At 72.6% G+C, this 23,056-nt stretch carries 27 protein-coding genes; 11 read left to right on the top strand and 16 right to left on the bottom strand.

The window, feature by feature from the left end; translation table 11 throughout:
- Window positions 1-6 precede the first annotated feature (6 nt).
- Both AB0C38_RS07250 and AB0C38_RS07245 read right to left on the bottom strand, forming a co-directional pair.
- Window positions 7-1,785 (bottom strand): HEXXH motif domain-containing protein, encoded by a 1,779-nt coding sequence (locus tag AB0C38_RS07250; RefSeq protein ID WP_360667974.1) that lies wholly within the window; start codon window positions 1,783-1,785, stop codon window positions 7-9.
- 26 nt (window positions 1,786-1,811) lie between these two features.
- On the bottom strand, window positions 1,812-1,988 hold the full coding sequence (locus AB0C38_RS07245; protein ID WP_360667971.1) for a hypothetical protein: 177 nt from the start codon (window positions 1,986-1,988) through the stop codon (window positions 1,812-1,814).
- Between the two features lie 221 nt (window positions 1,989-2,209).
- Between AB0C38_RS07245 and AB0C38_RS07240 the strand changes: the two genes are divergently transcribed.
- Both AB0C38_RS07240 and AB0C38_RS07235 read left to right on the top strand, forming a co-directional pair.
- A complete protein-coding gene (locus AB0C38_RS07240) occupies window positions 2,210-3,022 on the top strand; it encodes a hypothetical protein (RefSeq protein WP_360667968.1) in 813 nt (270 codons plus the stop codon).
- Window positions 3,019-3,855, top strand: a complete 837-nt coding sequence (locus tag AB0C38_RS07235; protein WP_360667965.1) for an LLM class flavin-dependent oxidoreductase — start codon at window positions 3,019-3,021, stop codon at window positions 3,853-3,855. The genes AB0C38_RS07240 and AB0C38_RS07235 overlap by 4 nt, the downstream gene beginning before the upstream one ends.
- On the opposite strand, the gene AB0C38_RS07230 is transcribed toward AB0C38_RS07235, so the two are convergent.
- A complete protein-coding gene (locus AB0C38_RS07230; RefSeq protein WP_360667962.1) occupies window positions 3,839-4,420 on the bottom strand; it encodes a TetR/AcrR family transcriptional regulator in 582 nt (193 codons plus the stop codon). The genes AB0C38_RS07235 and AB0C38_RS07230 overlap by 17 nt on opposite strands.
- A gap of 84 nt (window positions 4,421-4,504) precedes the next feature.
- Between AB0C38_RS07230 and AB0C38_RS07225 the strand changes: the two genes are divergently transcribed.
- Complete coding sequence (locus AB0C38_RS07225; RefSeq protein ID WP_360667959.1) at window positions 4,505-5,422, top strand: aldo/keto reductase; 918 nt, start codon at window positions 4,505-4,507, stop codon at window positions 5,420-5,422.
- Here AB0C38_RS07225 and AB0C38_RS07220 read toward each other — a convergent pair.
- Complete coding sequence (locus AB0C38_RS07220; protein WP_360667956.1) at window positions 5,393-6,253, bottom strand: SDR family NAD(P)-dependent oxidoreductase; 861 nt, start codon at window positions 6,251-6,253, stop codon at window positions 5,393-5,395. The two genes, AB0C38_RS07225 and AB0C38_RS07220, sit on opposite strands and share 30 nt — an antisense overlap.
- Window positions 6,254-6,329: 76 nt before the next feature.
- Here AB0C38_RS07220 and AB0C38_RS07215 point away from each other — a divergent pair, with 76 nt between their 5' ends.
- Window positions 6,330-7,262, top strand: a complete 933-nt coding sequence (locus tag AB0C38_RS07215) for a LysR family transcriptional regulator (RefSeq protein WP_360667954.1) — start codon at window positions 6,330-6,332, stop codon at window positions 7,260-7,262.
- Between the two features lie 152 nt (window positions 7,263-7,414).
- Here AB0C38_RS07215 and AB0C38_RS07210 read toward each other — a convergent pair whose 3' ends face one another.
- Together AB0C38_RS07210 and AB0C38_RS07205 are read right to left on the bottom strand one after the other, a co-directional pair.
- The gene (locus AB0C38_RS07210; protein ID WP_360667951.1) at window positions 7,415-8,179 is read right to left on the bottom strand and encodes a hypothetical protein; all 765 of its coding nucleotides are present in this window, start codon (window positions 8,177-8,179) and stop codon (window positions 7,415-7,417) included.
- 98 nt (window positions 8,180-8,277) lie between these two features.
- Window positions 8,278-8,613 (bottom strand): cupin domain-containing protein, encoded by a 336-nt coding sequence (locus AB0C38_RS07205; protein WP_360667947.1) that lies wholly within the window; start codon window positions 8,611-8,613, stop codon window positions 8,278-8,280.
- A gap of 71 nt (window positions 8,614-8,684) precedes the next feature.
- On the opposite strand from AB0C38_RS07205, the gene AB0C38_RS07200 reads away from it, so the two are divergent.
- Window positions 8,685-9,620: a helix-turn-helix domain-containing protein gene (locus AB0C38_RS07200; protein ID WP_360667944.1), complete on the top strand. Its 936-nt coding sequence runs from the start codon at window positions 8,685-8,687 to the stop codon at window positions 9,618-9,620.
- A 54-nt stretch (window positions 9,621-9,674) separates the two neighbouring features.
- On the opposite strand, the gene AB0C38_RS07195 is transcribed toward AB0C38_RS07200, so the two are convergent.
- From AB0C38_RS07195 to AB0C38_RS07180, 4 genes are read right to left on the bottom strand one after another with little or no spacing between them, the layout of a single operon-like run.
- Window positions 9,675-10,619: an ABC transporter substrate-binding protein gene (locus tag AB0C38_RS07195; RefSeq protein ID WP_360667941.1), complete on the bottom strand. Its 945-nt coding sequence runs from the start codon at window positions 10,617-10,619 to the stop codon at window positions 9,675-9,677.
- The gene (locus AB0C38_RS07190) at window positions 10,619-11,386 is read right to left on the bottom strand and encodes an amino acid ABC transporter ATP-binding protein (RefSeq protein ID WP_360667938.1); all 768 of its coding nucleotides are present in this window, start codon (window positions 11,384-11,386) and stop codon (window positions 10,619-10,621) included. The genes AB0C38_RS07195 and AB0C38_RS07190 overlap by 1 nt, the downstream gene beginning before the upstream one ends.
- Entirely contained in the window at window positions 11,383-12,252 is an 870-nt protein-coding gene (locus tag AB0C38_RS07185) for an amino acid ABC transporter permease (protein ID WP_360667936.1), read from the bottom strand. The genes AB0C38_RS07190 and AB0C38_RS07185 overlap by 4 nt, the downstream gene beginning before the upstream one ends.
- The gene (locus AB0C38_RS07180) at window positions 12,249-12,734 is read right to left on the bottom strand and encodes a GNAT family N-acetyltransferase (protein WP_360667933.1); all 486 of its coding nucleotides are present in this window, start codon (window positions 12,732-12,734) and stop codon (window positions 12,249-12,251) included. The genes AB0C38_RS07185 and AB0C38_RS07180 overlap by 4 nt, the downstream gene beginning before the upstream one ends.
- A gap of 213 nt (window positions 12,735-12,947) precedes the next feature.
- Here AB0C38_RS07180 and AB0C38_RS07175 point away from each other — a divergent pair, with 213 nt between their 5' ends.
- The 3 genes from AB0C38_RS07175 to AB0C38_RS07165 are packed head-to-tail and all read left to right on the top strand — an operon-like array spanning window position 12,948 to window position 14,658.
- Window positions 12,948-13,436, top strand: a complete 489-nt coding sequence (locus AB0C38_RS07175) for a carbonic anhydrase (protein ID WP_360667930.1) — start codon at window positions 12,948-12,950, stop codon at window positions 13,434-13,436.
- Between the two features lie 2 nt (window positions 13,437-13,438).
- Window positions 13,439-13,570: a hypothetical protein gene (locus AB0C38_RS07170; protein ID WP_360667927.1), complete on the top strand. Its 132-nt coding sequence runs from the start codon at window positions 13,439-13,441 to the stop codon at window positions 13,568-13,570.
- Entirely contained in the window at window positions 13,567-14,658 is a 1,092-nt protein-coding gene (locus tag AB0C38_RS07165; protein ID WP_360667925.1) for a putative sulfate exporter family transporter, read from the top strand. The genes AB0C38_RS07170 and AB0C38_RS07165 overlap by 4 nt, the downstream gene beginning before the upstream one ends.
- Here the strand turns inward: AB0C38_RS07165 and AB0C38_RS07160 are convergent.
- Genes AB0C38_RS07160 through AB0C38_RS07150 form a run of 3 tightly spaced genes read right to left on the bottom strand, consistent with a single transcriptional unit; the run spans window position 14,645 to window position 16,376 of the window.
- The gene (locus AB0C38_RS07160; protein WP_360667922.1) at window positions 14,645-15,877 is read right to left on the bottom strand and encodes an MFS transporter; all 1,233 of its coding nucleotides are present in this window, start codon (window positions 15,875-15,877) and stop codon (window positions 14,645-14,647) included. The two genes, AB0C38_RS07165 and AB0C38_RS07160, sit on opposite strands and share 14 nt — an antisense overlap.
- Complete coding sequence (locus AB0C38_RS07155) at window positions 15,874-16,221, bottom strand: VOC family protein (protein WP_360667919.1); 348 nt, start codon at window positions 16,219-16,221, stop codon at window positions 15,874-15,876. The genes AB0C38_RS07160 and AB0C38_RS07155 overlap by 4 nt, the downstream gene beginning before the upstream one ends.
- A complete protein-coding gene (locus AB0C38_RS07150) occupies window positions 16,221-16,376 on the bottom strand; it encodes a CopG family transcriptional regulator (protein ID WP_360667917.1) in 156 nt (51 codons plus the stop codon). The genes AB0C38_RS07155 and AB0C38_RS07150 overlap by 1 nt, the downstream gene beginning before the upstream one ends.
- Window positions 16,377-16,528: 152 nt before the next feature.
- On the opposite strand from AB0C38_RS07150, the gene AB0C38_RS07145 reads away from it, so the two are divergent.
- Entirely contained in the window at window positions 16,529-18,517 is a 1,989-nt protein-coding gene (locus AB0C38_RS07145) for an RICIN domain-containing protein (RefSeq protein ID WP_360667914.1), read from the top strand.
- On the opposite strand, the gene AB0C38_RS07140 is transcribed toward AB0C38_RS07145, so the two are convergent.
- Entirely contained in the window at window positions 18,511-19,221 is a 711-nt protein-coding gene (locus AB0C38_RS07140; protein ID WP_360667912.1) for a TetR family transcriptional regulator, read from the bottom strand. The genes AB0C38_RS07145 and AB0C38_RS07140 overlap by 7 nt on opposite strands.
- A gap of 128 nt (window positions 19,222-19,349) precedes the next feature.
- Between AB0C38_RS07140 and AB0C38_RS07135 the strand changes: the two genes are divergently transcribed.
- Window positions 19,350-20,258 carry an SDR family NAD(P)-dependent oxidoreductase gene (locus AB0C38_RS07135; protein WP_360667909.1) on the top strand — a complete coding sequence of 303 codons (909 nt, stop codon included), beginning with the start codon at window positions 19,350-19,352 and terminating at the stop codon, window positions 20,256-20,258.
- Between the two features lie 60 nt (window positions 20,259-20,318).
- Here the strand turns inward: AB0C38_RS07135 and AB0C38_RS07130 are convergent, their stop codons facing one another.
- Together AB0C38_RS07130 and AB0C38_RS07125 are read right to left on the bottom strand one after the other, a co-directional pair.
- Window positions 20,319-20,921 (bottom strand): response regulator transcription factor, encoded by a 603-nt coding sequence (locus tag AB0C38_RS07130; protein ID WP_360667906.1) that lies wholly within the window; start codon window positions 20,919-20,921, stop codon window positions 20,319-20,321.
- The gene (locus AB0C38_RS07125) at window positions 20,918-22,063 is read right to left on the bottom strand and encodes a histidine kinase (RefSeq protein ID WP_360667903.1); all 1,146 of its coding nucleotides are present in this window, start codon (window positions 22,061-22,063) and stop codon (window positions 20,918-20,920) included. The genes AB0C38_RS07130 and AB0C38_RS07125 overlap by 4 nt, the downstream gene beginning before the upstream one ends.
- Window positions 22,064-22,170: 107 nt before the next feature.
- Between AB0C38_RS07125 and AB0C38_RS07120 the strand changes: the two genes are divergently transcribed.
- Window positions 22,171-23,055, top strand: coding sequence for an ABC transporter ATP-binding protein (locus AB0C38_RS07120; RefSeq protein ID WP_360667900.1), 885 nt, complete (start codon window positions 22,171-22,173; stop codon window positions 23,053-23,055).
- Window position 23,056 lies beyond the last annotated feature (1 nt).

Here is a 23,056-nt window from a genome sequence, read left to right as displayed (position 1 = left end):
TTTGTTTCACCCGAGCCAGCCCGCCAGCCGATCCGGGTTCGGTGCCACCCCACGCCGGTGCCGGACCTCGCGATGCACCGCGTACACGAGTTCCGGGCGGCTCAGCAGAACCGGGTGCCGCGTCGCCAGGGCGAACCCGGCCCAGCCGGCCGCCGAGTCGGGCGTGGTCGTGAGCTGACGCCGGTAGAGCTCGGCCGCCGCCGCGGTGTCGCCGTCGACGAGCGCCAGGTCCGCGGCGGACATCCCGGTGATCTCGGCCATCGCCAGCTCCGGTTCGGCGCGGTAGACGTCGTACAGATCCGGGTCGGTCAGCCAGGTTCGCGTGAGCGTGAGCCGCGCCTGTCCGGCGGAACCCGTCGCCGGGACCAGGGCCGGCGGCACCGCCGGGACGAGCGGGCACGGCCGGTTCCGCAGCCAGGCCTCGGCCAGCTCCCCCACCACCCGGTCCGCGACCCGCAGGTGCCGCAGCCGCCAGGACAACCGGTGGTCGAGGTTCGCGCGCGCGGCCGCGTGCCCGATGTCGTCCGGCAGCGGCTCGGTGCCCCACTCGTGGAGCCGTTCCCGCGCGATCACCAGGAACCGGCGGCCCAGCGCCGACGGGACCGCGTCGGCGAGCAACGTGCCGACGGCGTGCGCCGTCTGCTCACGCCGGTAGGCGAACTCGAACTGCGCGGCTCTGGCCGCCAGTCCCTTCTCCACCGGGTAGTGCCCGCGGTAGAACGCGGTCACGCCCAGGAAGGAATACGCGCCGTGGAGCAGGCCGACGGCCGGCCGCGGGTCGTCGCGCCAGGGAGCGTAGAGCCGCGGGGAGTCGTTGTCCCCGGCGGGATCCAGCAGATCGACGAGCACCAGCAGGACACCGAGCTTGCTGTGCTGGAACTCGTGCACCAGGGTGGCGGCCAGCGTCGTCGCGTCCGGCGGCCGCGACAGCACCAGGGAGCCGAAGACGTCGTTGTGCGACGCGCTGTAGGGGGTGAACCGGTCGATCGCCGCCCGGGGCACCAGGGTGGTGAGCCCGGCGGCGAGCTCCGCCGCGATGGCGGGGTGGTGGGCGGTCAGCAGTCCCCAGGTGTCGTCCAGGATCTCCGCCCACCGCACCACCTCGTCCGCGTCGAGCCGCTGCGGCGGGACGGGTCCGTCGAACTCGCGGTACGGATCGAGGTCGTCGAGGAAGAGCTCGGCGTCGCCGGCGCGCAGGGTGCGCAGGGCGGACCAGCCCGGACCGTCGGCCGAGCTGTCGTCGGGCAGCTGCACGCTCCCGGCCGGGCCCCGCACGAGGACGTGGCCGCGTTCGGCGTGCACCTGCGCGAAATCCCACTCGCGGCGGCTGCGGACGTCGGCGAGCCCGAGGGTCGGCAGCATGAGCCGGCCGCGCCACACCGGGACGCGGGAACGGAAGTCGTGCCCGGCGCGGATGGCCGCGGCGGTGGCGAGCTGGTGGAGAGCGCCGAGATCGGCCCACAACGGCGGGTCGTCACGCCCGCCTTTCGCCAGCCGCTGCAGGACGTTCGCCGCCCACAGGCCGGTGTGCGGGTGCGCGAGGACGCGGTCGGTCGCGGCCGGGTCCCGTTGCTGCGCCTCGATCAGCAACGTCCACGCCTCGTCCAGCGGCGGCAACGGGGACATCGCGGGCTTCAGCTCGGCGGCGCCGTCGAGGACCGCGCGCAGCAGCGTCAGCCGCCGGCTGCGGTCGGCTTGCCCGAGCTGCCCGGCGACGGCCGCGTCACTCCGCCCCGCGGCCATCGCGTCGAGGTTCGTCAGTGACACCCGGTGGGTGTCCAGCATCGGGTCGGGGGTTCCCTACTTCCTGGTCACCGTGCGTCCGGCGCCTGGTTCTGGAGCACCCCGGTCCGGCTGCACTCGGCCCGCCCGGCGAGCTGCCGGAGCGAGAAGCGGAGCGCCGGGTCGTCACTCCCGCGCAGTTCGGCCAGGGGGATCGTGCTCAGATCGACCATCCTCGTGGTGACTTCGCCCCGAGCCTGTCCCATTTCAGGTCCTCCCTCACGACCACCCCGCGATCGGGGGGAGTAATCATCATGCAACACGAAACGGGATTTGTGAGGGTCCGCATGGCGGATCAATGCGGCCGGTCCGAACACTGTGCGTTTCCGGCGCCTCCGTTCGGGCGGCCGGGTGCCCCGTGAGTTCATGCCTGGAATGTGACCTTGTCCCGATACCGTCCCCCGGAACGCGATGCCCAGGGGGTTCCATGCGCAAGGCCGGTCTGACCATCGTCGTGGCGGCTTTCGCGCTCACCGCCTGCGATCCGGGGCCCGGCACCGCGCCGCCGCCGGCTCCGCCCACCGCACTCTCGGCACCGGCCGGCGACGTCGCACACCTCGTGGCGGCCGCCCGGACCGGCATCGCGCAAGCGCCGTCCGTCAGCTTCACCATGGCTGCCGTGTTCGGGGCCGATACCCAGAACGCCACCGGTTCGCTGCGGTTCGACGGCAGCACGAGCGCGCTGAAGATGGTGCTCGACGGCAGCGAAATCCGGGTGCTCGGCCGGAAGACCTACACCCGTTCGCCGCAGGAAGCGGTTCCCGGCAAGCCGTGGGTCGGCACCGATCCTGACAGCGCCGATCCACTGGCCCAAGCCGCGGGCGCCAGCGTCCCGGCGATCGTCAAGCTCCCCGACCTCGGCCTGGCCCTGACGGAGATCGAGCGGACCGGCCGGATCGTCTCGGCGGACCAGACGCGGCTCGGGGCGGTGGCCGTCAACCACTACCGGCTCGAGTTCGACGCCGCGAAGGCGCCGGAACTGTTCCCGGAATTCGCGCAGCCGCCGCTGGACGGAAAGCCGGCCAAGCCGGTCACCGCCAAGCTGCCGGCCGAACTGTGGCTCGACGCGGCGCAGCGTCCCGTGCGGTTCGCCGTCGAGCTGTCCCCGGGACTCCCGGCGGGCGCCGCTCTCAAGGGCACGACCGACTACCACGGCTGGGGCGAGCCGGTGGACATCCGGCCGCCGCCCGCCGACCAGGTCGTCGACCTTTCCGAACTGCTGAAGAAACTGGGGACGTGAACCCTTTGCGCCACGGCATCTACCTCCCGCCGTTCGGACCGTTCGGAGACCCGCGGGTCCTCGTCGAACTCGCGGTGCGCGCCGAGGCCGCCGGGTGGGACGGGATCTTCCTGTGGGACCACGTGATCGGCGCCGTGCCGCCGATCACCGATGCCTGGACCGTGCTGGCCGCGATCGCGCAGGCCACCGAGACCCTCGTGTTCGGCCCCACCGTCACCCCGCTCCCCCGGCGCCGGCCGTGGACCGTCGCCCGGCAGGCGTCCACGATCAGCAGGCTCTCGGGCGGACGGCTCATCGTCGGCGCCGGGCTGGGCTCCGACGAATCCGGCGACTTCAGCGGCTTCGGGGAGAGCACGGATCCGGCCACGCGCTCGGCGATGCTCGCCGAAGGCCTCGACGTCGTGCGAGCACTGTGGACCGGCGAAGCCGTCCACCACACCGGTCCGCACTACCGGCTGGACGTGCCCGCCGCCGAACCGGAACCACACCCCATCCCGATCTGGATGGCCGCCTCCACCGACCATCCGCGTGTCCTCGCCCGCGCCGCCGGCTGTGACGGGATCTTCCCCAACCCCGCCGACCACGAACTGACTCCGGACGAGGTCGCCGATCTCCGCCGCGCGCTGGACCGCGCGGGCCTGCGGGCGGGCAAGCCGTTCGACGTCGTCGTGCGCGGGAACGCCAGTCCGGCCTGGGAAGAGGACAAGAAGGTGGACCTCGCGGGGCTCGCGCAGGCCGGCATGACGTGGTGGCTGGAGTCGTTGATCCACTTCGACCCGCTGGAGCTGTCGCTGGCCGTCGTCGACGCCGGCCCGCCTACCGGCGTGCGCTGATCGCCACCGCGTCGACGATCAGGTCGAGCATCCGGCCGATCCGGTCGGCGTCCTGACCGGCCGAAGTGGACAGGAACACGCCGAGCAGCATCAACGTGACGTCTTCCGGGTCGACGCCCGCGCGCAGCGTTCCCGCCAGCGCCCCCGCGTCGAGGATCGAGCCGATCGCCGCGGTGATGCGCCGGCGCGTCGCGGGGGTCGCGATGCGGCCCGACGCCAGGCTCGCGCGCAGGACGTCGGCCATCCCGCGCTTGGTTTCGACGAAAGCCGCGTAACGGTCCATCCACGCGCGGAGTGCCGCCACGGGCTCGAGCTGCGCGAGCAACGCCGGGGCACTCGCCGTGACGTCGTCGAGCTCGGCCGCGTAGACGGCTTCGACGAGCGCCTCGCGGGTCGGGAAATGGCGGTAGAGCGTGCCGATCCCGACGCCGGCCTCGCGGGCGATCGTCTCCAGCGCGACGGTGCCGTCGGCGGTGGCGAAGGCGGCCCGCGCGACGGCGACGAGCTTGTCCCGGTTGCGCCGCGCGTCGGAGCGCACCGGGCGGTCAGGTTCGGGCGAAGACAAAGCGGAGGTACCTCCGGTTGTGCTACGGTCGACTTAGCGGAGGTTCCTCCGCTTCACCATCATCGCACGAAGACAGGACCACGCATGCCTTCCCTCGAAAGTGCCCCACGCCCAGGTGGCGCCGGCCCGCTCGCCGGCCGCACCGTCTCCCGCGTCGGCTACGGCGCGATGCAGCTCGAACGCCTCCGCGACGACCGCGGCGCGGCCGTCGCGCTGCTGCGCCGGGCCTTCGACCTCGGCGTCGACCACGTCGACACCGCCCAGTTCTACGGCAACGGCTTCGTCAACGACGTCATCCGCGAGGCGATCCGGCCCGGGGACGACGTCCTGGTCGTCAGCAAGGTCGGCGCCGACCCCGACCCCGGCGGCCCGATCCCGCTCCGCCTGGCGCAGCGGCCCGGGGAGCTGCGGGCGAGCGTCGAGGACAACCTGCGGGCGCTCGGCCTCGACCGGATCCCGCTGGTGAACCTGCGCCGCGCGGACCGGCGGCCCGGCGTGGTGGCCGAGGGCGACCAGCTCGTCGACCTCGACGACCAGCTCGCCGTGATGACCGCCCTGCGCGACGAGGGCAAGATCGGCGCGATCGGGCTCAGCAGCGTGACCGTCGACATCCTGCGCCGGGCGCTTCCGGCCGGGATCGCGTGCGTCCAGAACGCGTACAGCCTGATCGGGCGCGACGACGAGGACATGCTCGAGCTGTGCGTCGCGGAGAACATCGCGTGGGTGCCGTTCTTCCCGCTCGGCGGGGCTTTCCCCGGCCTGCCGAAGGTGACCGACGAGCCGGCGGTGCAGGCCGCCGCCGGCGAGCTGGGCCGCACGCCGGCGCAGATCGGCCTGGCCTGGCTGCTGCACCACGCCCCGAACGTCCACCTCATCCCGGGCACCGCGAGCGCGGATCACCTGGAGGGCAACGTTTCCGCGGGCGAGATCGTGCTTGGCGGCTCGACGCTGGCCGCTTTGGACGCCGTCCTGTCACGTTCGCTGGACGCCTCCCTGGGCTGACGGCTTCCAGGACCGGACCGCGCCGAAGCGGACCAGCTCGCCGTACTGAGCCGGCTCGACGGGCCGGAACACGAGATCCAGCACCGCCTCCGCCGCCCGAGCGGGGCTCGGCGCGTCCCGCACGTCCCACCACAGGGCGGACGTCGGCGTGTTGATCATCCCCGGACAGACGGCGGCGAGCAGGATCCCGCGCGCCAGGTCGTCGTCACGGCGCTGCGCGGCCAGCGCCCGCACCGCCGCGACCTGGCCGATCTTGGACGGGATGTTCACGAAGCCCGGCCAGTCGCCGGCGCGGGCGCTGCCGTCCTCGACCGCGTCGCGCCAGGCGGCCACCTGCTTGTCCACTTCGTCCAATGAGGACAGTCCGTCGAAGCGGTCGTGCAGCGCGGGCGCCAGGTGGTGCAGCGTGCCGAGCGAGCTGGCCACGACGAGGAACCGGCCGTCGTCCCGCAGCAGCGGCGCGAAGGCGCGCAGCAGCCGGGTCGTACCGAAGTTGTTGACCTCGGCGTAGGCCCCGATGATGGCACGCATGTCGTCGTCGGGGCCGACGCGCATGACGGCGTTGCCGATCACGACGTCGACGCCGCCGTGCCGCTCGGCCAGCAATGCGGCGAGCCGGCCGGCCGCACCGGGTTCGGCGACGTCGAAGACCTCACCGCGGACCTCGGCGCCGCCGGCCGGCCTGGCGTCGACGGCCTGGGCGACGCGCCCGGCGTCCCGGCCGGTCAGGTAGACGGTGTCCTCAGTGGACAGCCGGGACGCGAGCCCGCCGACCAGGGCGAGGCCCAGTCCCTGGGTGGCACCGGTGACGAGAGCGACTTTCGGGGTCATGTTCACGACTCCACGCTAGGACCGATCCGGCCATGCGGGCAGCGAAAGAACCGCAGACCTGGTATGCGTAAGTGTCATGACCTTCGCCGACGCCTCCCTGACCGCGCTGCGGGTGTTCCGCGAGGTGGCCGAGCGGGGCACGCTCACCGCCGCGGCCACCGCGCTCGGCTACACCCAGTCCGCGGTCTCCCGGCAGATCGCCTCGCTGGAGCGCGCGGCGGGAACGCCGTTGCTGGAGCGGCGTCACGACGGGGTGCGGCTCACGTCGGCCGGGCAGATCGTGGTGCGCCGCGCCGCCGGCGTCCTCGACCAGCTCGACGCGACCGCGCGCGAACTGGCCGGGCTGCCCGGCGAGCAGGGGACGGTCCGGTTGGGCTGGTTCCCGATCGCCGGGGCCTACCTGCTGCCCCGCGCGCTGGCCGCCCTGCGGCGCACGCACCCGGCGATCACCGTGCTCAGCCGGGAAGGCGGCACGCCGGCGCTGGTCCGCGCCCTGCGCGCGGGCACCCTCGATCTCGCGCTGGTGGCCTCGGCGCCGCCGTTCCGCCCGCTCGACACCGAAACCCCGGCGCTGGCCGTGCGGACGCTGGCCGAGCGCAGCCTGCGCGTGGCCGTGCCGGCGAGCCACCCGCTCGCGCGCGGGGAGTACATCGACTTCGCCGACCTGCGCGGGCAGCGCTGGATCGCGGGCACGGGCGACGACCGCGTGATGGGCGTGTGGCCCGGCCTGGACGAGCGGCCCGAGATCGCCCACACCGCCCGCGACTGGCTCGCGAAGCTGCACCTCGTCGCGGCCGGCTGCGGCATCACGACGGTGCCCGGCGCGACGGGTGCGGTGGCGCCGCCCGGGGTGCGGGTGCTGGAGGTCCGCGGCGGTCCCGGAGAGCAACGCCGTGTCTTGCTCGCCCACCTCCCCCGGCCCCTGCCCGAACCGGCGGCTCGGGTCGCCGCGGCGCTGCGCGAAGCCGCTCTGGAGACGGAGGCTGGCGGCCCACTCGCCGTCGGGTGACGGCGAGTGGTGCGGGTGACTGCGGCTGGTGCGGGTGCTCGGCCCGCGGAAAGCCGTGCCCGCGGCGAGGCTGCGGCCCACAGCCCACCGGAGCCGCGGGCGTGGTCTCCACCCGCCGCGGGTCGGCTGAGCCGCGACGGCCTGGCCACCGGCTACGGAAGACCGACCACCGTCCGCGGCGTCAAGCGCCCCTTCTCCGGATCCCGCGTGACCTCTCCCGCGGTGACCGCCGAAGTCAACGCCCCGATCGCGTCCTCGCCGCGGTAGATCGTCTCCAGCAGCGTGAACCGCTGCAGCTCCGCCACCGTGCGCCGGCCCTGCCGTGCCAGTTCCGCCAGCAGCGCCCGCCGCAACGGCAGCAGCTGGGGTGTCAGCGAGATGTCGACCAGGATGCCCTCGGCGTCGCGCGGGTCGCGGTAGCGGATGCCCGCGAACTCGTCCACCGCCCACAGCTCGCTCTTGAACGTCGCGAGGTGCTTCTCGTCCGCCGTGACGAACACCAGCAGGCGCGCCTCGCCGTCCTCGGCCACCAGCTCGACCGAGCAGCCGGCCGCCACCCGGTGGTCCCCCGCCGGCGCGGTGACCACCACCTCGTGCCCCTTGCCGCGGGCCATCGGCGCGATGAGCGGCCATGCCCCGGGACCGTCCAAATGGGTCAGCACGGGCCCGGCCACCTCGACGTCACGAGGATCCGAAGCCACCCGCACCGACAGCCCGGCCGGGACACCCGAGGGCACGGCCGAGCCGACGATCACCAGCTCCAGGTGGTGTCCCTCGAGCCGGTCGGAGAACTCGGCGAACACCCGGAGCGCGTCGGCCGCGAAACCGCCGCACTCCACGTACGTGCCGCCGCGCTGGGATCGCAGGGCCTTCGCCGTCCACGCGTCGAGGTACCGGACCAGCACATCCCGCTCCACCGAGGCATGCTGGTCAGGGCGCCGTACTCGCTCGGCCACGCCTCTGGTTCTACCGCAGTGGATCGCTCCGCACCAGGGCCGCACGACGCCGCCGGCGCTCAGCCCTCCGGGTAGAACAGGAACAGGGTGCAGCCGGTAGCGCTCGCGGGCACGTGCCACGTGCCCGCCGGAGCGTGCAGGAACGTGCCCGCCGGGTGGTCGCGCGCGCCGTCGTTGAATGTGCCGGCGACGACGTAGACCTCCTCCGGGCCGGGTTCGTGGACGTCCCGGCGCGGCCACGACGTCCCGGCGTCCATCTCCAGGACGCCGGCGTGCGCGCCGGTCGGTCCGGTCCACAGTGGACGGAATCGGATGCCGGGGAACAGCTCGCGGACGGGTGCTTCCTTGACGGTGGCCCAGGTGTAGCCGTCCTGCTCGAGGATCTCGGGGTGCATGACCGCCACGGTGCCCCGGCGGACGGACCCGGACCAGTGTCCCGGATGACACCTTGGGGTACTTTCTTGCCATGCATCGCGTGGTGGCCCTCGTCCGGCCGGTGCAGTCGACGTTCGAGCTCGGCTGCGCCGCCGAGGTCTTCGGCACGCCGCGGGCCGGGGTGCCCCGGCACTACGAGTTCGAGGTGTGCGCGGAGACGCCCGGCCCGGTGCCGACGACGGCCGGGTACGCGATGTCCGTCTCGCGCGGCCTGGCGGCGCTGAACTCCGCGGACACCGTGATCATCCCGGGCTGGGCCCCCGTCGAAGCGCCGCTGCCCCCGCGCGTCCGCCGCGCGCTGCTGCGGGCCCACGCGCGGGGCGCGCGCCTGGTCACCATCTGCTCCGGGGTCTTCGCGCTGGCCCGCACGGGTCTGCTGGACGGCCGGTCCGCCACGACCCACTGGGGCCGCGCCGAGCAGCTGCGGCGCGAGTTTCCCCAGGTGCACGTGGAGCCGGACGTGCTGTACGTCGACCACGGCGACGTCGCCACGAGCGCCGGTGCCGGCGCGGGGATCGACCTGTGCCTGCACCTCGTCCGGCAGGACCACGGAGCCGCGCACGCCGCCCTCGTCGCGCGGCACATGGTGATGCCGCCCCACCGCGAGGGCGGCCAGGCGCAGTTCGCCCCGCCTCCCCCGCCGCCGGACGCCCTGGACGGCCTGCTCGGCTGGGCGGGCGACCGGCTCGGGACGGCGTTGTCGGTGGGCGACCTCGCGGCCCACGCCGGCGTCTCGCCCCGCACGCTGGCCCGGCGCTTCGCCGGCCAGCTCGGCACGAGCCCCGGCGCGTGGCTGCTCGCCCGCCGGGTGACGGAGGCCCGCACGCTCCTGGAGGAGACGGACCTCCCGGTCGAGGCGATCGCGGCCCGGGTCGGCCTGGCCTCGGCGGTCAACCTGCGGCGCCGCTTCCGCGCGCAGGTGGGCACGACACCGGGCGCCTACCGGCGGGCGTTCCGGACGCCGTAGCGCGGGTACCCGGGCTGCTGGGGCAGCGGCGTCCCCAGCAGTCCGGGCGCCCGGTCACTTGCGGGGCAGCCCCTGCGGGTTGACCTCCGAGGCCGGCACCGCCTCCGACGCCAGGTTCCAGCGCTTGAGCACCTCCGCGTACTGGCCGTTCTTGATCACCGTGTCCAGCGCCTGCTGCAGCGCCTGCACCAGGCCGTCGTCCTTGTCGGTCATCGCCGCGATGTCGGCCGGGATCGTGCCGCCGCCGGAGACCGTGCCGACGATCTTCGTCTTGCCCTCCACCGCGACGTGGTAGGCCGACGTCGGGTTCGGGCCGACGTAGGCGTCGATGCGGCCGGACTGCAGCGCCAGGTAGTAGTCGGAGGTCGCCTGGTAGTACTGGAACTTCACCGGGGCCAGGCCGGCCGCCTTGTTCTGCTGGTCCCAGCGCAGCAGGATCTGCTCCTGGTTGGTGCCCGCGCTGACGCCCACGGTGAGCCCGGCGATGTCCTTCGCCTCCCGCACGGCGATGTTCTTCTCCGCGCGGACCTCGAACGCGATCGTGTCCTTGCGGTAGGTCGCGAAGTCGTACTTGTCCTTGCGTTCCTCGGTCACCGTGATGTTCGAGAACCCGGCGTCGAACTGCCGGTTGTCCACCGACAGGAACAGGTTCTCCCACGACGACGCCCGCAGGTCGAGCTTCAGCCCGAGCACGTCGGCGACCAGCTGCGCGAGGTCGGGCTCGACGCCGATGACCGTCTTGTCGTCGTCCGCGCGGAACGACAGCGGCGGGGTGCCGTTGCCGGTGGTCCCGACGACGAGCGAGCCGCGGGTGCGGATCCCGGCCGGGACGAGCGCGGCGATCGCGTCGACCTGCTGCGCCCGGATCCGGTGCTGGTCGGCCGTGATGTTCACCCCGCCGGGCCGGGCCGCGGTTTCGGTGGCCGCTTCAGGACTTCCGCACGCACTGAGCGCGAAGACCGAAGCGAGCAGGAGGATGCGTAGTTTCAGGGTTTTCATCAGAGGACTTTCTCCACGAAGGCCCGGGTGCGGGCGTGCTGGGGGTGGTCGAGGACGGCTTCGGGCGGGCCCTGTTCGACGACGCGGCCGGCGTCGAGGAAGACGACGGTGTCGGCGACCTCCCGGGCGAAACCCAGTTCATGGGTGACGACGACCATCGTCGTCCCCGACTTCGCGAGGTCCCGGATGACGGCGAGGACCTCGCCGACGAGCTCGGGGTCGAGGGCCGACGTGGGCTCGTCGAAGAGCAGGACGTCCGGTTCGAGGGCCAGCGCCCGCGCGATCGCGACGCGCTGCTGCTGGCCGCCGGACAGCCGGCGCGGGTACTCGGAAACCTTGTCTTCCAGCCCGACCCGGGCCAGGAGTTCCCGGGCGCGGGCCTCGGCTTCGCCGCGCGGCCGGCGTTGCGCGGAGATCGGCGCCTCGACGACGTTCTCCAGGACGGTCAGGTGCCCGAACAGGTTGAAGTTCTGGAAGACGAACCCGATCCTGGTGCGCTGCTTGAGGATCTCGCGTTCCTTGAGCTCGTGCAGGCGGTCGCCGGAACGGCGGTAGCCCATCAGCTCGCCGCCGACGCTGATGAAGCCGCGGTCGGCCCGCTCCAGGTGGTTGATCAGCCGCAGCAGCGTCGACTTGCCGGACCCGGACGGTCCCAAGAGGACGGTCACCTCGCCTTGGCGCACCTGGAGATCCACCCCGTCGAGGACGGTCAACGCGCCGAAGCTCTTGTGGACACCGCGGACGTCCACCATGAAGTCCGCGCTCATGCGCCCCGCCCCAGGCGCCGCTCGACGAAGAACTGCCCGGCCGACAGCACGGTGGTCAGCGCGAGGTACCAGAAGGTGGCCACCAGCAGCAGCGGGATCACCCGGCCGCTGCGCGTGTAGATCACCTGGACCTGGTAGAAGAGCTCCGGCAGCGCCATCACGTAGACCTGGGACGTCGCCTTCAGCAGGCCGATGATCTCGTTGGCCGCGGTCGGCACGATCGTGCGCATCGCCTGGGGCAGCACGATCCGGCGGAGCTGCCGCCCGGCCGGGATGCCCAGCGCCGCGGCGGCTTCGCGCTGCCCGGCATCCACCGAAAGGAACCCGGCGCGCACGATCTCCGCGGCGTAGGCGCCTTGGTGCAGGGCGAGCCCGAGGCCGGCGGCGAGGAACGGCGGGATCAGGCTCATCGTCCCGACCGAGACGAACGACGGCCCGAACGGGACGCCGAAGGAAATCTCGTTGTACAGGATCGCGAGGTTGTACCAGAAGAGCAGCTGGAGAATGAGCGGGACCGACCGGAAGATCCACGTGTAGGTCCAGCTCACCGCGCGCAGGAGCGGATTCCGGGAAATGCGCATCAACGCCAGGACCGTGCCCAGCAGGAATCCGGCGACGACGCCGAACAACGTCAGTTCCAGCGTCAGCGCGACGGCTTCCAAGATCGATTTCTGGAAGACGAACCGGCTGAACGTCGGCCAGTCGAACGCCTTGTTGGTGACCAGCGCGTGGCCCGCCATCGCGACGAGGACGGCCACCACGGCGGCGGCCACCCAGGTCGCCGGGTGCCGCGCGGGCACGATCTTCAGCGACTCCTCCGGCGAGGCGGCGGGTGCGGGCGACCGGGTCCCGAGGTCGCTGGTCATCTCGCCCCCACCGGGGCGGGAAGCGCTTTCGAGAACGGCAGCCGCGTCGTGGGGACGGCGTCGACGTCGAAGTGCGGCGTGTAGCCGGTGGCCAGGTAGAGCCCGCGTGCCTCGGGCTGGTTCGGGCCGGTGGTGAGGAAGATCCGGCGGTACCCGCGGTGCGCCGCTTCGGCCTCCAGTTCGGCGACGACCCGGCGCGCGAGCCCGCGGCCGCGGTGCGCGCGGTGGGTCCAGATCCGCTTGAGCTCGGCGGTCTCGCCGTCGTAGCGCTGGAAGGCGCCGCCCGCGACGGCGTGGCCGTCCCGCACGAGCAGCAGCAGTCCGCCTTCCGGAGCCGCGAACCGGTCCGCCGGGTATTCGCGGAGTTCGAAGTGGACGTCGTTGAGAACGCGGTGGTAGCGCGTCGAATATTCGCGGGCCAGGTCGGCGAGCAATGGCCGGACCCGCGGATCAGACTGGGCGACCCAGACGGATTCGGGCATGGGGGTACCTGCTCCGGAAAAAGAACGGGGAGAAAAGCGCAGGCGCTTTCCGCTGACGTCGCCGACTCTAGGAAGCCGGGCCCGCGGCGGTCAACGAGCCGGCGCCGGGTTCCAGATCCTGGACCTCGCCGCGTCCCAGTTCCTGGGCACCGTTGCTTTCGGGTGCGGACAGCGGTCCACTCGGCGCACCCGAACTCCGCCGGAAGGATCACCATGTCGGTCACCGACGAGCTCCTGGCCAACAACGCCGACTACGCCGCCCGGTTCACCGGGCCACTCCCGCTGCCGCCCGCCAAGCACGTCGCCGTGCTCGCCTGCATGGACGCGCGCATCAACGTCTACGGCGTGCTCGGCCTGAACGAAGGCGAAGCCCACGTGATCCGCAACGCCGGCGGGGTGGTCACCGAGGACGAGATCCGCTCGCTGGCCATCAGCCAGCGGCTGCTGGGCACCGAGGAGATCATCCTCATCCACCACACCGACTGCGGCATGCTCACCTTCACCGACGACGACTTCAAGAAGTCGATCCAGGAGGACGTCGGCGTCAAGCCCGCCTGGGCCGCCGAAGCGTTCAGCGACCTCGACGAAGACGTCCGCCAGTCGATCGCGCGGATCGAGAACAGCCCCTTCGTCCCGAAGAAGGACTCCGTCCGCGGCTTCGTCTTCGACGTCGCCACCGGCAAGCTGAACGAGGTGCTCTGAGCATGGGCGCCGATCCGGAACCGAAGCCGGCGCCGCGGATCAGCGCCGACTGGGCCGCGGTCGCGGTGGCCGCCGTACTGGTGCTGCTGGCCGCGTTCGGCCTGCTGCCGACGATCACCTTCCTGGTCAAATGAGCACGGACACGACCACCCGGAGCGGTGGGCTGACGACCCTCCCGGTCCTGCGCTACGTGCCCGGCCTGCTGCTGCTCGCCGCCGTCGGGATCGTGGGAACGCTGGCGCAGAACGAAGTGCGCGCCATCGGCAAGGCGACCGGCACCGCGCTGCCCGACCTCGAATACGTGCTGTGGGCGATCATCCTCGGACTGCTCATCCGCAACACGATCGGCGTCCCGGCGCTGTTCCGGCCGGGCGTGGCCACCTACGAGTTCTGGCTGAAGATCGGCATCGTGCTGCTCGGCGCCCGGTTCGTGCTGGGCGACCTGCTCAAGCTCGGCGGCCTGAGCCTCGGCCTGATCCTCATCGACATGGCCGTCGCCACGACGGTGATCCTCTTGGTGGGCAAGCTCTTCGGGCTCGGCGGGAAACTGTCGTCGCTGCTGGCGATCGGCACGTCGATCTGCGGGGTCTCGGCGATCATCGCCGGCCGGGGCTCGATCGACGCCGACGACGAGGACTCCGGCTACGCCATCGCGGCGATCCTCGCCCTCGGCGCGGTCGCGCTGTTCACCTTCCCGCTGATCGGGCACGCGCTGAACCTGTCCGACACGCAGTTCGGCCTGTGGGCGGGCCTGGCGGTGGACAACACCGCGGAGACGACGGCGACCGGCGCGGCCTACTCCCCGCACGCCCAGGACGTCGCCGTCGCGGTGAAGAGCACCCGCAACGCGTTGATCGGGCTCGTCGTCCTCGGGTACGCGGCCTACTGGTCGACCCGGGGCGGCAAGGCCGTCGCGAGTGGACCGAAGGAGCGCGCCGCCTTCGTGTGGCGCACGTTCCCCAAGTTCGTGCTCGGCTTCCTCGCCGTGTCGGCGCTGGCCACCGCGCACGTGTTCACCAAGGCCGAGGTGACCAGCCTCGGCAACCTGTCGAAGTGGGCGTTCCTGCTGTGCTTCGCCGGTGTCGGCCTGAACTTCGACCTGCGGCAGATGGCCCGCAGCGGGTTCCGGCCCCTCGTCGTCGCGGCGCTGGGGCTGGTCGTGGTGGCCGCGTGCTCGCTCGGGCTCGTGCTCCTGACGTCCCAGTGGGTCACCTTCGACTGACCGCGGCGGCCGCGGCGAGCGCGACCGCGAACACCACGTAGGAGGCGGGCAACGCGCCCGCCGAGCTCAGGGTGCCGCCGATCGCGCGGCCCAGCAGCTGGCCGACGCACTCGGCGGTGATCACCGCGGTGGCCAGCTCCGTCGCGGTGAGCCGGCTCGAGCCGGCGGTGCTCGCGCGGACGTACAGGCCGGGATAGGCGAGCCCGACGCCGATCCCGGCCACCGTCCAGGCGGCGAGCAGCACCGGGAACGGGCCGCCGACGGCCAGGACGGCGGTGCCGAGCGCGGTCATGCTCAAGCCGGTCGCGGGAAAGCGGCGCGCGAACAGGCTCGTCACCGCCCAAGCCAGCGGCGCGGCACCGAGGATGATCGCGGCCTGGCCCAGGCTCATGCCGAACCCCGTGGTCAGCAGGACGGTGATCAGGCTGTCGGCCCCGAAGTAGCCGACCGCGAACAGCACCATCGCCGCGAGCGCGGCGGGCGTCCCCGGGCGCAGGCGGGCCGTTCCCGCCGGGAGGATCGCGACCATCCCGGCCGCGGCGACCACCGCGCCGGCGATCGCGAGCGGCCACCACCCCGTGCTCAGCACGACCCCCGCCGCGCCCAGGGGCACCAGCAGCGTCCGCCCCAGTGGCCGCGGCGCGGCGTCCGCGGGCGGGTCGTCGCGGACGGCGCGCACGACCAGCAACCGTCCGAAGAGGACGAAGGGCACCGGCACCAGCAGCGTCCAGCGCCACCCGACGAGGTGTTCCAGGCCCAGCGAAGCGGCCGGGCCGACGAGGGCGGGCACGATCCACATCGCCGACGACGCCGCGACCACCCGCAGGCGCAGCCGCTCGTCGAGGTGCCGGATCGCGGCGCTGACGCCGAACACCGCCAGCAGGCCGCTGGCGAGCCCGGTGGAGAGCTGGCCCAGGGCGAACGTCCACGCGCCCTGGGCGGTGGCCGCCACCACGAGGCCGCCGACGTAGGCGAGCATCCCGGCGGCGAGGGTGCCCCGCGTGCCCAGCCGGCGCAGCACCCGGCTCGCCAGTGGCAGCGCGACGAACAACCCGAGGGTCGAGCCGGCGATCAGGAGCCCGAGCCGGTCCCCCGCCGCCAGGTCATCGGCGACGACCGGCAGCAGCGTGGAGGCGACGAAGCTGGTGACCGCCGCCGCGAACTCGAGCGCGACGACGCCCACGGCGAGGAAACCCGAGCTCCTCACCGGCAAGGTCATGTGTACAGCTCTCGGTCGTACGCGTTGATCTGCACCCACACGCCGTCGGGATCCCGGACGCGCAGCGAGCGCCCGAAGCCTTCGTCGAGCACGGGCCCCGGCTCGTACCCGGCCGCCCGCAGCCGCGCGGCGACGTCTTCCAGGCGTTCGCCGGTCTCGAAGGCCAGCTCGCAGCGGCCCACGTCCTCGGCGGCGCCCCGGTGGATGGCCAGCGTGCCGCCCGCGGCGGGCAGCTCGACCCACCCGCCGGGCCGCGACACCGGCCCGACCGGCAGGCCGAGCACCTCGTAGAACCGCGTCATGGCCTCGACGTCGGCGCTGTAGCGGATCGGCAGCACTCGCATCACGGTCGTTCCCCGTCCGGTCGTAGGTAGTCCTCGAGCACGCGCTCGACGAAAGCCGAAAGCGACTCGTCGGCGTCGACGGAGGCGTGCTTCACCCGCCTGATCAGCTCGACCGGCAGGTAGACGCTGAACTGCCGTTTCGGGTCGGGAGGCATGCCCACATGCTAGCAAATGAGCTTGCCCGCACGTCGAGGAGCAACCGCACCGCCGATCGGCGGCTTCCCCGAACCCGCGCGTCCCTGCACGATGATCATCGCCGGACTCGTGTCTCCGGCGGATCACCGACACAGGACGAGGGGAACCCCGGATGTCTGCTCGAAGATTCATGGTCATCACCGCGGTCGCGCTCACGCTGGCCGGACTGACGTCCACGCCCGCGAACGCGGTCGCCGGCGGCGAGGGGGTGCCGGCCGGCGCGGACCGGTTCGCCGTCCGGATCACCGGCGGCGGCACCGCCTGCAGCGGGGCGCTCGTCGCTCCGCAGTGGGTCGTGACCGCGGCCTCCTGCGTGCCGTCCGCGGACCAGGCGACGGTCACCGCCGGTACCGAGACCCGGCACGTCACCCGCGTCGTGCCGCGGACCGATCGCGACCTCGCCTTGGTCCAGCTCACCTACCCGGTCACCGGCGTCACGCCACTGCGCGTGGGGACCGCGGCGCCCGCGCCCGGCGAGTCGCTCAAGACCGAAGGCTTCGGCCGGACGACGACGGAATGGGTCCCCGACCGCCTCACCGCCACCGCGGTCACCGTGGGCGCGGCGACCGCGACCACGGTCGCACTGACGAGCCCGGCGGGCACCGACCCGTGCAAGGGCGACGCCGGCGGTCCCGTGCTGCGGGAGAGCGCCGGACCGGCCGAGCTGGCCGCGATCGCCGTCACCTCGTGGCAGCACGGGTGCCTCGACAGCACGGAGACGCGCCAGGGCAGCACCGCGGTCCGGGTCGACGACCTCGCCGCGTGGATCATCCAGCAGCTGCAGCCCCCGGTGTTCCGCCTGACCAACCGGGTCACCCAGCGCTGCCTGACCGTCCAGGGCACCGGCAACGACTCGGGGAGCTACCAGTTCGACTGCCCGTCGTCGACGGCGAACCAGTCGTGGGCGCTGGAGCCGGTCGACGGCGGCGGGGTGCTGGTGCGCAACCAGGGCACGAACCGCTGCCTGATCGTGCACTCCGACGGCAGCGGCAACGGCACCCCCGCCATCCAGTTCGAATGCCTGCCGCAGTTCGCCGACCAGCTGTGGGACCTGACCCCGGTCGACGGCGGCATGCAGCTGCGCAACCGTGTCACCGGCCGCTGCCTCGCGGTCCAGAGCAGCAACAACGTCAACGGTGCCCCGGCCTACCAGTTCGACTGCGAGGCGGCCTACACCGACCAGATCTGGGACCTGACCGGTGTCCCCGAACCCGTCCAGGTGCACAACCGGGCGACGCAGCGCTGCCTCGCCGTCCACGGGTCGAACAACGTCAACGACGCCCCCGCCTTCCAGTTCGACTGCACGCCCGCCTACGCCGACCAGGCGTGGGAGGTCGAGCCGAACGCCGCCGGCGGGTTCCTGGTGCGCAACCAGTACACGAAGCGCTGCCTGATCGTCCACGCGGGCGAAGGCGCCGCCGGCTTCGCGAAGCAGTTCGACTGCCTGCCGCAGTTCGCCGACCAGCTGTGGGACCTGAACCCGGCCAAGGGTGGCGTGCAGCTGCGCAACCGGGGCTCCGGCTTCTGCCTGCTCATCGCCGGTGACAACGTCAACGACACCGGGCCGGCCCAGGCCGACTGCGCCACGGCGGGCACGAACAGCGTCTGGGACATCGCCCGCTTCCCGGCCGCCACACCGGCCTCGGCGGCCCCGGCGTGGACCGCCGCCGACGGCCAGCCCTCGCTGGTGGAGGACTTCGGGTACCCGGGCGCGGCGAAGGTGCTCGCCGACTACCAGGTGCAGCTGGTCAGCGGTGACGGCCACATCCTGTTCGCCGACTGCGCCACGCCCCGGACCGGCGATGTCGGCCTGATGCGGGTGCGCAGCACCGAGAACGTCGGCATGAACCACGACGGCCTGGTGTGCTTCCAGGTCAAGGGCACCCCCGGGGACCTGGTACTGAGGATCCCGGCGGTCTACGAGATCCGCGGCGACGGCTACGCACCGGGCGCCGGGCACGCGGTGACGGCCCAGGTGACCACCGACGCGGGCGTCCAGTCCACTGTGGACGTCAACCCGCGCGGGAGCACCCAGGTCGGCATCGGGGCGTCGCCGAACAACGCGCCGACGACGCTCCTGCGTCTGACGGCCGGCTACTGACCCACGGCCGCCGGACCGGCCTCACCGGTCCGGCGGCCATCGGTCCGCTTCCGCGCTCCCGCGATCAGCAATGCCAAGCCGTTTTCCAACGCGGGCGCCAGGTCCAGGTGCAGCGCGGCCAGTGCCGGGTCCACTTCGTACGCAGCGAGGGCGCTGGGTGACGGCCGGCAGTGCGTCCACAGCCCGCCGGTCAGGATCATCGCCAGCAGGCACACCGACGCCGCTTCGTCGCCGACTTCCGGCACGTACCGGCGGACCAGCTCGGCCATCGCGTCCAGCCCCGCCAGCGCGGACCGCTTGAAGCGCACGACGACGTCGGCGGACACGTTGTGTTCCAGGACACCCGCCTGCGCGCCGATGAGGTCGCACAGCACCGTGCGCCGCGCCAGCGAGTGGGCGACGACCGCCGCGAACCGCTCCTCGCGCTCCCCCGCGGGCCGGTCCGGGTCGACGCCGGCGGCCAGCTCGTCCGCCAGTTCCCCCAGCCAGCCCCGCAGCGCCTGGTCGAGCAGCTCGAGCAGCACCGCCTCGCGGGATTCGAAGTAGCGCAACACGTTCGACTTCGCCAGCCCGACCCGCCGGCTGAGCTCGTTGAGGCTCACGTCGGCCACCGGCATCTCGTCGAGCATCGCCAGCGCCGTGCCGAGGATCGTGCGGCGCCGCTCCTCCCGCTGCTCCGCGCTGCGGGCCCGCTGGAACGTCATGACACCCAGCGTAGCGCCCGGCGCGCGAAATTGAAGACCGGCAGTCTCTTGACAAAAGACCGACGGTTCTTTACCGTCGTCCTCATAACAGACCGCCGGTCCGAAAGGGCCGCCACGGAGGGAACGCCATGGGCGAGAACTGGACCGAACGCGACGTACCGAGCCAGCAGGGCCGCGTCGCCGTCATCACCGGAGCCAACACCGGACTCGGGTTCGACACCGCGAAGGTGCTGGCCGAGCGCGGCGCGACGGTGGTGCTGGCCGTCCGCGACGTCGAAAAGGGCAAGCGGGCCGCCGCCCGGCTCGGCGCGAACGCCGACGTCACCGTTCAGGAGCTGGACCTGGGGTCCCTGGACTCCGTCCGGGCCGCCGCGGCCGACCTGCACGGGACGCTGCCGAAGATCGACCTGCTGATCAACAACGCCGGCGTCATGTACCCGCCGAAGCAGACCACCCGGGACGGGTTCGAGCTGCAGTTCGGCACGAACCACCTCGGGCACTTCGCGTTCACCGGCCTGCTGCTCGACCTGCTGCTGCCGGTCGCGGACTCCCGGGTGGTCACGGTCGCGAGCATCGCCCACCGCATCCGCGCCTCGATCCACTTCGACGACCTGCAGTGGGAGAACTCCTACGACCGCGTCGCGGCCTACGGGCAGGCCAAGCTCGCGAACCTGATGTTCGCCTACGAACTGCAGCGCCGTCTCGCCCCGCACGGCACGACGACGTCGATCGCCGCCCACCCGGGCGTGGCCCGCACGGAGCTGATGCGCAACTCCCCCGCGATCGCCCGCACCCTCTTTCCCGTGGTCGCCCCGCTGTTCACCCAGAGCTCGGAGCGCGGCGCCCTCCCGACTCTCCGGGCGGCGACGGACCCCGCGGCCCTCGGCGGCCAGTACTACGGCCCCGCGGGCCCCGGCGGCTACCGCGGACGCCCGCAGGTGGTCACGTCCACCCCGCAGTCCTACGACGCGGGGATCCAGCGGCGCCTGTGGACGGTTTCGGAGGAGCTCACGGCGGTCAAGTTCCCGGTCGGCTGACGGCGAAACCCACCGCGGGTGGACCTCGCCGGCCGGCGAGGTCCAGCACGCTCCCGGTGCCTAGAGCCAGTCGTGCTCGCGGGCGTACCGCGCCGCTTCGTGGCGGGTGCGGGTCTGGGTCTTCTGCATCGCGTTCGACAGGTAGTTCCGCACCGTGCCCTCCGCCAGGTGCAGCTGCCCGGCGATGTCGGCCACCGAAAACCCTTCCCGGGTCGCGCGCAGGACGTCGAGCTCGCGGTCGGTCAGCGGGCAGTCGTCGACCACCGCGAGCGCGGAGACGTCCGGGTCGATCCAGCGCTTGCCCGCGTGCAGCGTCCGGATCACCGAGGTGATGTGCGCCGGTTCCGCCGACTTGCTGACGAACCCCTGGACCCCCAGTTTCAGCGCCTTCCGGAGCACGCCGGGGCGGGCGTGGCGGGTCAGCATCAGGATCACCTGCTCCGGCCGCGAGCGCCGGATCTCCGCCACCGCGCCGAGACCGTCCACAGTGGGCATTTCGAGGTCGATGACGAGCACGTCCGGGCGGTGCCGCAGCGTGGCCGCCACCGCCTGTTCGCCGTCTTCGGCCTCGGCGAGCACGGTGATTTCGCCCTCCAGCGGCAGCAGCGCCGCCAGCGCCTTGCGGAGCAGGGCCTCGTCGTCGGCGAGCACCACGGTGGTCATCGGCCGTCCTCCCGGGTCTTCATCGCCGGAAGGGACGCCGCCGTCCGGAACCGGCCGTCCGCTCGCGACACTTCCAGCTCGCCGCCGTTCTCCACCAGGCGGTGCCGCAACGCCGAGAGCCCGCTGAGCTCGGGCGGGCCGTCTTCGGCCGCGCCGTCGTTGACGATGGCGATCCCGCACCGCGAAAGCGTGATCCGCACCTGCCGCGCCTGGGCGTGGCGCAGGATGTTCGTCGTCGTCTCGCGCAGGACCTGGCCGAGCAGCTCACCCGCGCGAGCGTCCACTTCGGACTCCCGATCGACGCGCACGTGGATGCCCGCGGCCTCGAAGAGGTTCTTCGCGTTCTCCAGCTCCGCGGACAGGTTGAGCCGCCGCTGCGCGTAGGCGAGCTCCTTGGTCTGGACGATCGTGTCGCCGACCAGGCTCCGCACCTCCCCCAGCTCCGCGCGCGCCCGGTCGACGTCGCTGTCCAGCAGCTTCTCGGCGAGCGCGACCTTGAGCTTCACCACGTGCAGCGTGTGGCCCTGGATGTCGTGCAGGTCGCCGGCGAAGCGCACGCGCTCCCGGATCACGGCCAGCTCCGCCTCCCGCTCGCGCGACTGCTCGAGCTCCGCGATCAGGTCGAAGAACTTCTGGCTGGCGAACATGAACGCGGTCGAGATCAGCACGGCGACCGCGGGAACGGCGACGTACTGCACCAGCCGCGTCCCGACGCGGTCGTCGTGCACCAGCAGGTTCGCCGAGCCCAGGACGGCGACCAGCATCCCGAGCCCGACGAGGGCCGCGAACCGGTGGCGCCGCAGCGGCGGGATGAGGAACGACCCCACGAGCGACAGGCCGTAGAACGCGGCGGAGTCGTCGGTCAGCGCGCCGGCCAGCCACACCACGGCGGTGACGACCAGGCTGGGCCGCGCGACGCGGAGGTAGTCGCCCGCGGTCCAGCGCTCGGCGGTCGCCAGGGCCGCGACCAGCCCGACCAGCTGGATCACGACGTGCCACCACGACCGGGCGGTCAGCACCAGCAGCAGCATGCCGACGAACGCGAGCGGGGGGACCGTCGTGATCAGGTTCAGCCGGCGCAGCCGTTCCTGGACCGCCCCGCCGGTCCAGGAACTCCTGCGCGCGATCATCGGCACCTCCATGAGCCGAGCGTATCGGGATCGGCGGGCACCACCAGTGACACTGCGTCATGTGTCGGGGTGACGTCAGCACACTGCCGGGCGGGCGCCGTTCCCGCTGGAATCTGAGCATGTCCACGACACCCGTCATCGACGTCGACCGCCTGAACCTCACCTACGGCGACTTCGCCGCCGTCAAAGACCTTTCGTTCCAAGTGGAACGCGGGGAGCTCTACGCCCTGCTCGGTACCAACGGCGCCGGGAAGACCTCGACCCTGGAGACCGTCGAAGGCCACCGCGCGCCGACCTCCGGCGCCGTCCGGGTGTTCGGGCAGGACCCCCGGGACCGCGCCGCGGTCCGGCCCCGGATGGGGATCATGTTGCAGGAGAGCGGGTTCTCCCCGGACTTGACCGTCCGGGAGAGCGTCGGGCTGATCGGGCGGCTCACCGAGCGCACCGACGACGTCGGGCGGGTGCTCGGCATGGTCGGCCTGACCCGCAAGGCCACGACGAAGGTCGGCCAGCTCTCCGGCGGCGAGAAGCGGCGGCTGGACTTCGCCACCGCCGTGTACGGCACCCCCGAACTGGTCTTCCTCGACGAGCCCACCACCGGCCTGGACATCCAGTCGCGCGACGCGCTCTGGGATGCCGTCGACCGCCTGCGCGAGGACGGCTCGACCGTCGTCCTGACCACCCACTACCTCGAAGAAGCCCAGCAGCGCGCCGACCGCATCGGGCTGATGCACCAGGGCGCGTTCCACCGCGAGGGCACCGTCGCCGAGCTGACGCGGACCCTGCCGGCCACCATCCACTTCGGTCTCGCGCCGCACGCGCCGGCGCCGCCGCTGCTCGCCACGCGCGGGGCGGACGGCAAGTTCCTCGTCGAGACCTTCGCGCTGCAGAAGGACCTGCACACGCTGCTCGGCTGGGCGCAGGACCACGCCGTGGAGCTGCGCGACCTCCAGGCCGGGCCCACGCGGCTCGACGACGTCTTCCGCGCCATCGACAACTCCTGAG

The organism is Amycolatopsis sp. NPDC048633 (assembly GCF_040650695.1).
Taxonomy (GTDB): Bacteria; Actinomycetota; Actinomycetes; order Mycobacteriales; family Pseudonocardiaceae; genus Amycolatopsis.
The sequence above is the reverse complement of the archived record's forward strand: the minus strand, read 5'-3'. Positions and strand labels throughout refer to the sequence as shown.

What these genes read in the sequence shown, in the direction of transcription:
- AB0C38_RS07125 (WP_360667903.1), bottom strand. Translation starts at nt 22,063, where the DNA reads ATGGAGGTGCCGATGATCGCGCGCAGGAGTTCCTGGACCGGCGGGGCG.
- AB0C38_RS07145 (WP_360667914.1), top strand. Translation starts at nt 16,529, where the DNA reads ATGTCTGCTCGAAGATTCATGGTCATCACCGCGGTCGCGCTCACGCTG.
- AB0C38_RS07220 (WP_360667956.1), bottom strand. Translation starts at nt 6,253, where the DNA reads ATGACCCCGAAAGTCGCTCTCGTCACCGGTGCCACCCAGGGACTGGGC.
- AB0C38_RS07215 (WP_360667954.1), top strand. Translation starts at nt 6,330, where the DNA reads ATGACCTTCGCCGACGCCTCCCTGACCGCGCTGCGGGTGTTCCGCGAG.
- AB0C38_RS07160 (WP_360667922.1), bottom strand. Translation starts at nt 15,877, where the DNA reads ATGACCTTGCCGGTGAGGAGCTCGGGTTTCCTCGCCGTGGGCGTCGTC.
- AB0C38_RS07120 (WP_360667900.1), top strand. Translation starts at nt 22,171, where the DNA reads ATGTCCACGACACCCGTCATCGACGTCGACCGCCTGAACCTCACCTAC.
- AB0C38_RS07180 (WP_360667933.1), bottom strand. Translation starts at nt 12,734, where the DNA reads ATGCCCGAATCCGTCTGGGTCGCCCAGTCTGATCCGCGGGTCCGGCCA.
- AB0C38_RS07140 (WP_360667912.1), bottom strand. Translation starts at nt 19,221, where the DNA reads ATGACGTTCCAGCGGGCCCGCAGCGCGGAGCAGCGGGAGGAGCGGCGC.
- AB0C38_RS07250 (WP_360667974.1), bottom strand. Translation starts at nt 1,785, where the DNA reads ATGCTGGACACCCACCGGGTGTCACTGACGAACCTCGACGCGATGGCC.
- AB0C38_RS07195 (WP_360667941.1), bottom strand. Translation starts at nt 10,619, where the DNA reads ATGAAAACCCTGAAACTACGCATCCTCCTGCTCGCTTCGGTCTTCGCG.
- AB0C38_RS07150 (WP_360667917.1), bottom strand. Translation starts at nt 16,376, where the DNA reads ATGCCTCCCGACCCGAAACGGCAGTTCAGCGTCTACCTGCCGGTCGAG.
- AB0C38_RS07200 (WP_360667944.1), top strand. Translation starts at nt 8,685, where the DNA reads ATGCATCGCGTGGTGGCCCTCGTCCGGCCGGTGCAGTCGACGTTCGAG.
- AB0C38_RS07225 (WP_360667959.1), top strand. Translation starts at nt 4,505, where the DNA reads ATGCCTTCCCTCGAAAGTGCCCCACGCCCAGGTGGCGCCGGCCCGCTC.
- AB0C38_RS07190 (WP_360667938.1), bottom strand. Translation starts at nt 11,386, where the DNA reads ATGAGCGCGGACTTCATGGTGGACGTCCGCGGTGTCCACAAGAGCTTC.
- AB0C38_RS07165 (WP_360667925.1), top strand. Translation starts at nt 13,567, where the DNA reads ATGAGCACGGACACGACCACCCGGAGCGGTGGGCTGACGACCCTCCCG.
- AB0C38_RS07130 (WP_360667906.1), bottom strand. Translation starts at nt 20,921, where the DNA reads ATGACCACCGTGGTGCTCGCCGACGACGAGGCCCTGCTCCGCAAGGCG.
- AB0C38_RS07175 (WP_360667930.1), top strand. Translation starts at nt 12,948, where the DNA reads ATGTCGGTCACCGACGAGCTCCTGGCCAACAACGCCGACTACGCCGCC.
- AB0C38_RS07170 (WP_360667927.1), top strand. Translation starts at nt 13,439, where the DNA reads ATGGGCGCCGATCCGGAACCGAAGCCGGCGCCGCGGATCAGCGCCGAC.
- AB0C38_RS07205 (WP_360667947.1), bottom strand. Translation starts at nt 8,613, where the DNA reads ATGCACCCCGAGATCCTCGAGCAGGACGGCTACACCTGGGCCACCGTC.
- AB0C38_RS07155 (WP_360667919.1), bottom strand. Translation starts at nt 16,221, where the DNA reads ATGCGAGTGCTGCCGATCCGCTACAGCGCCGACGTCGAGGCCATGACG.
- AB0C38_RS07245 (WP_360667971.1), bottom strand. Translation starts at nt 1,988, where the DNA reads ATGGGACAGGCTCGGGGCGAAGTCACCACGAGGATGGTCGATCTGAGC.
- AB0C38_RS07240 (WP_360667968.1), top strand. Translation starts at nt 2,210, where the DNA reads ATGCGCAAGGCCGGTCTGACCATCGTCGTGGCGGCTTTCGCGCTCACC.
- AB0C38_RS07185 (WP_360667936.1), bottom strand. Translation starts at nt 12,252, where the DNA reads ATGACCAGCGACCTCGGGACCCGGTCGCCCGCACCCGCCGCCTCGCCG.
- AB0C38_RS07135 (WP_360667909.1), top strand. Translation starts at nt 19,350, where the DNA reads ATGGGCGAGAACTGGACCGAACGCGACGTACCGAGCCAGCAGGGCCGC.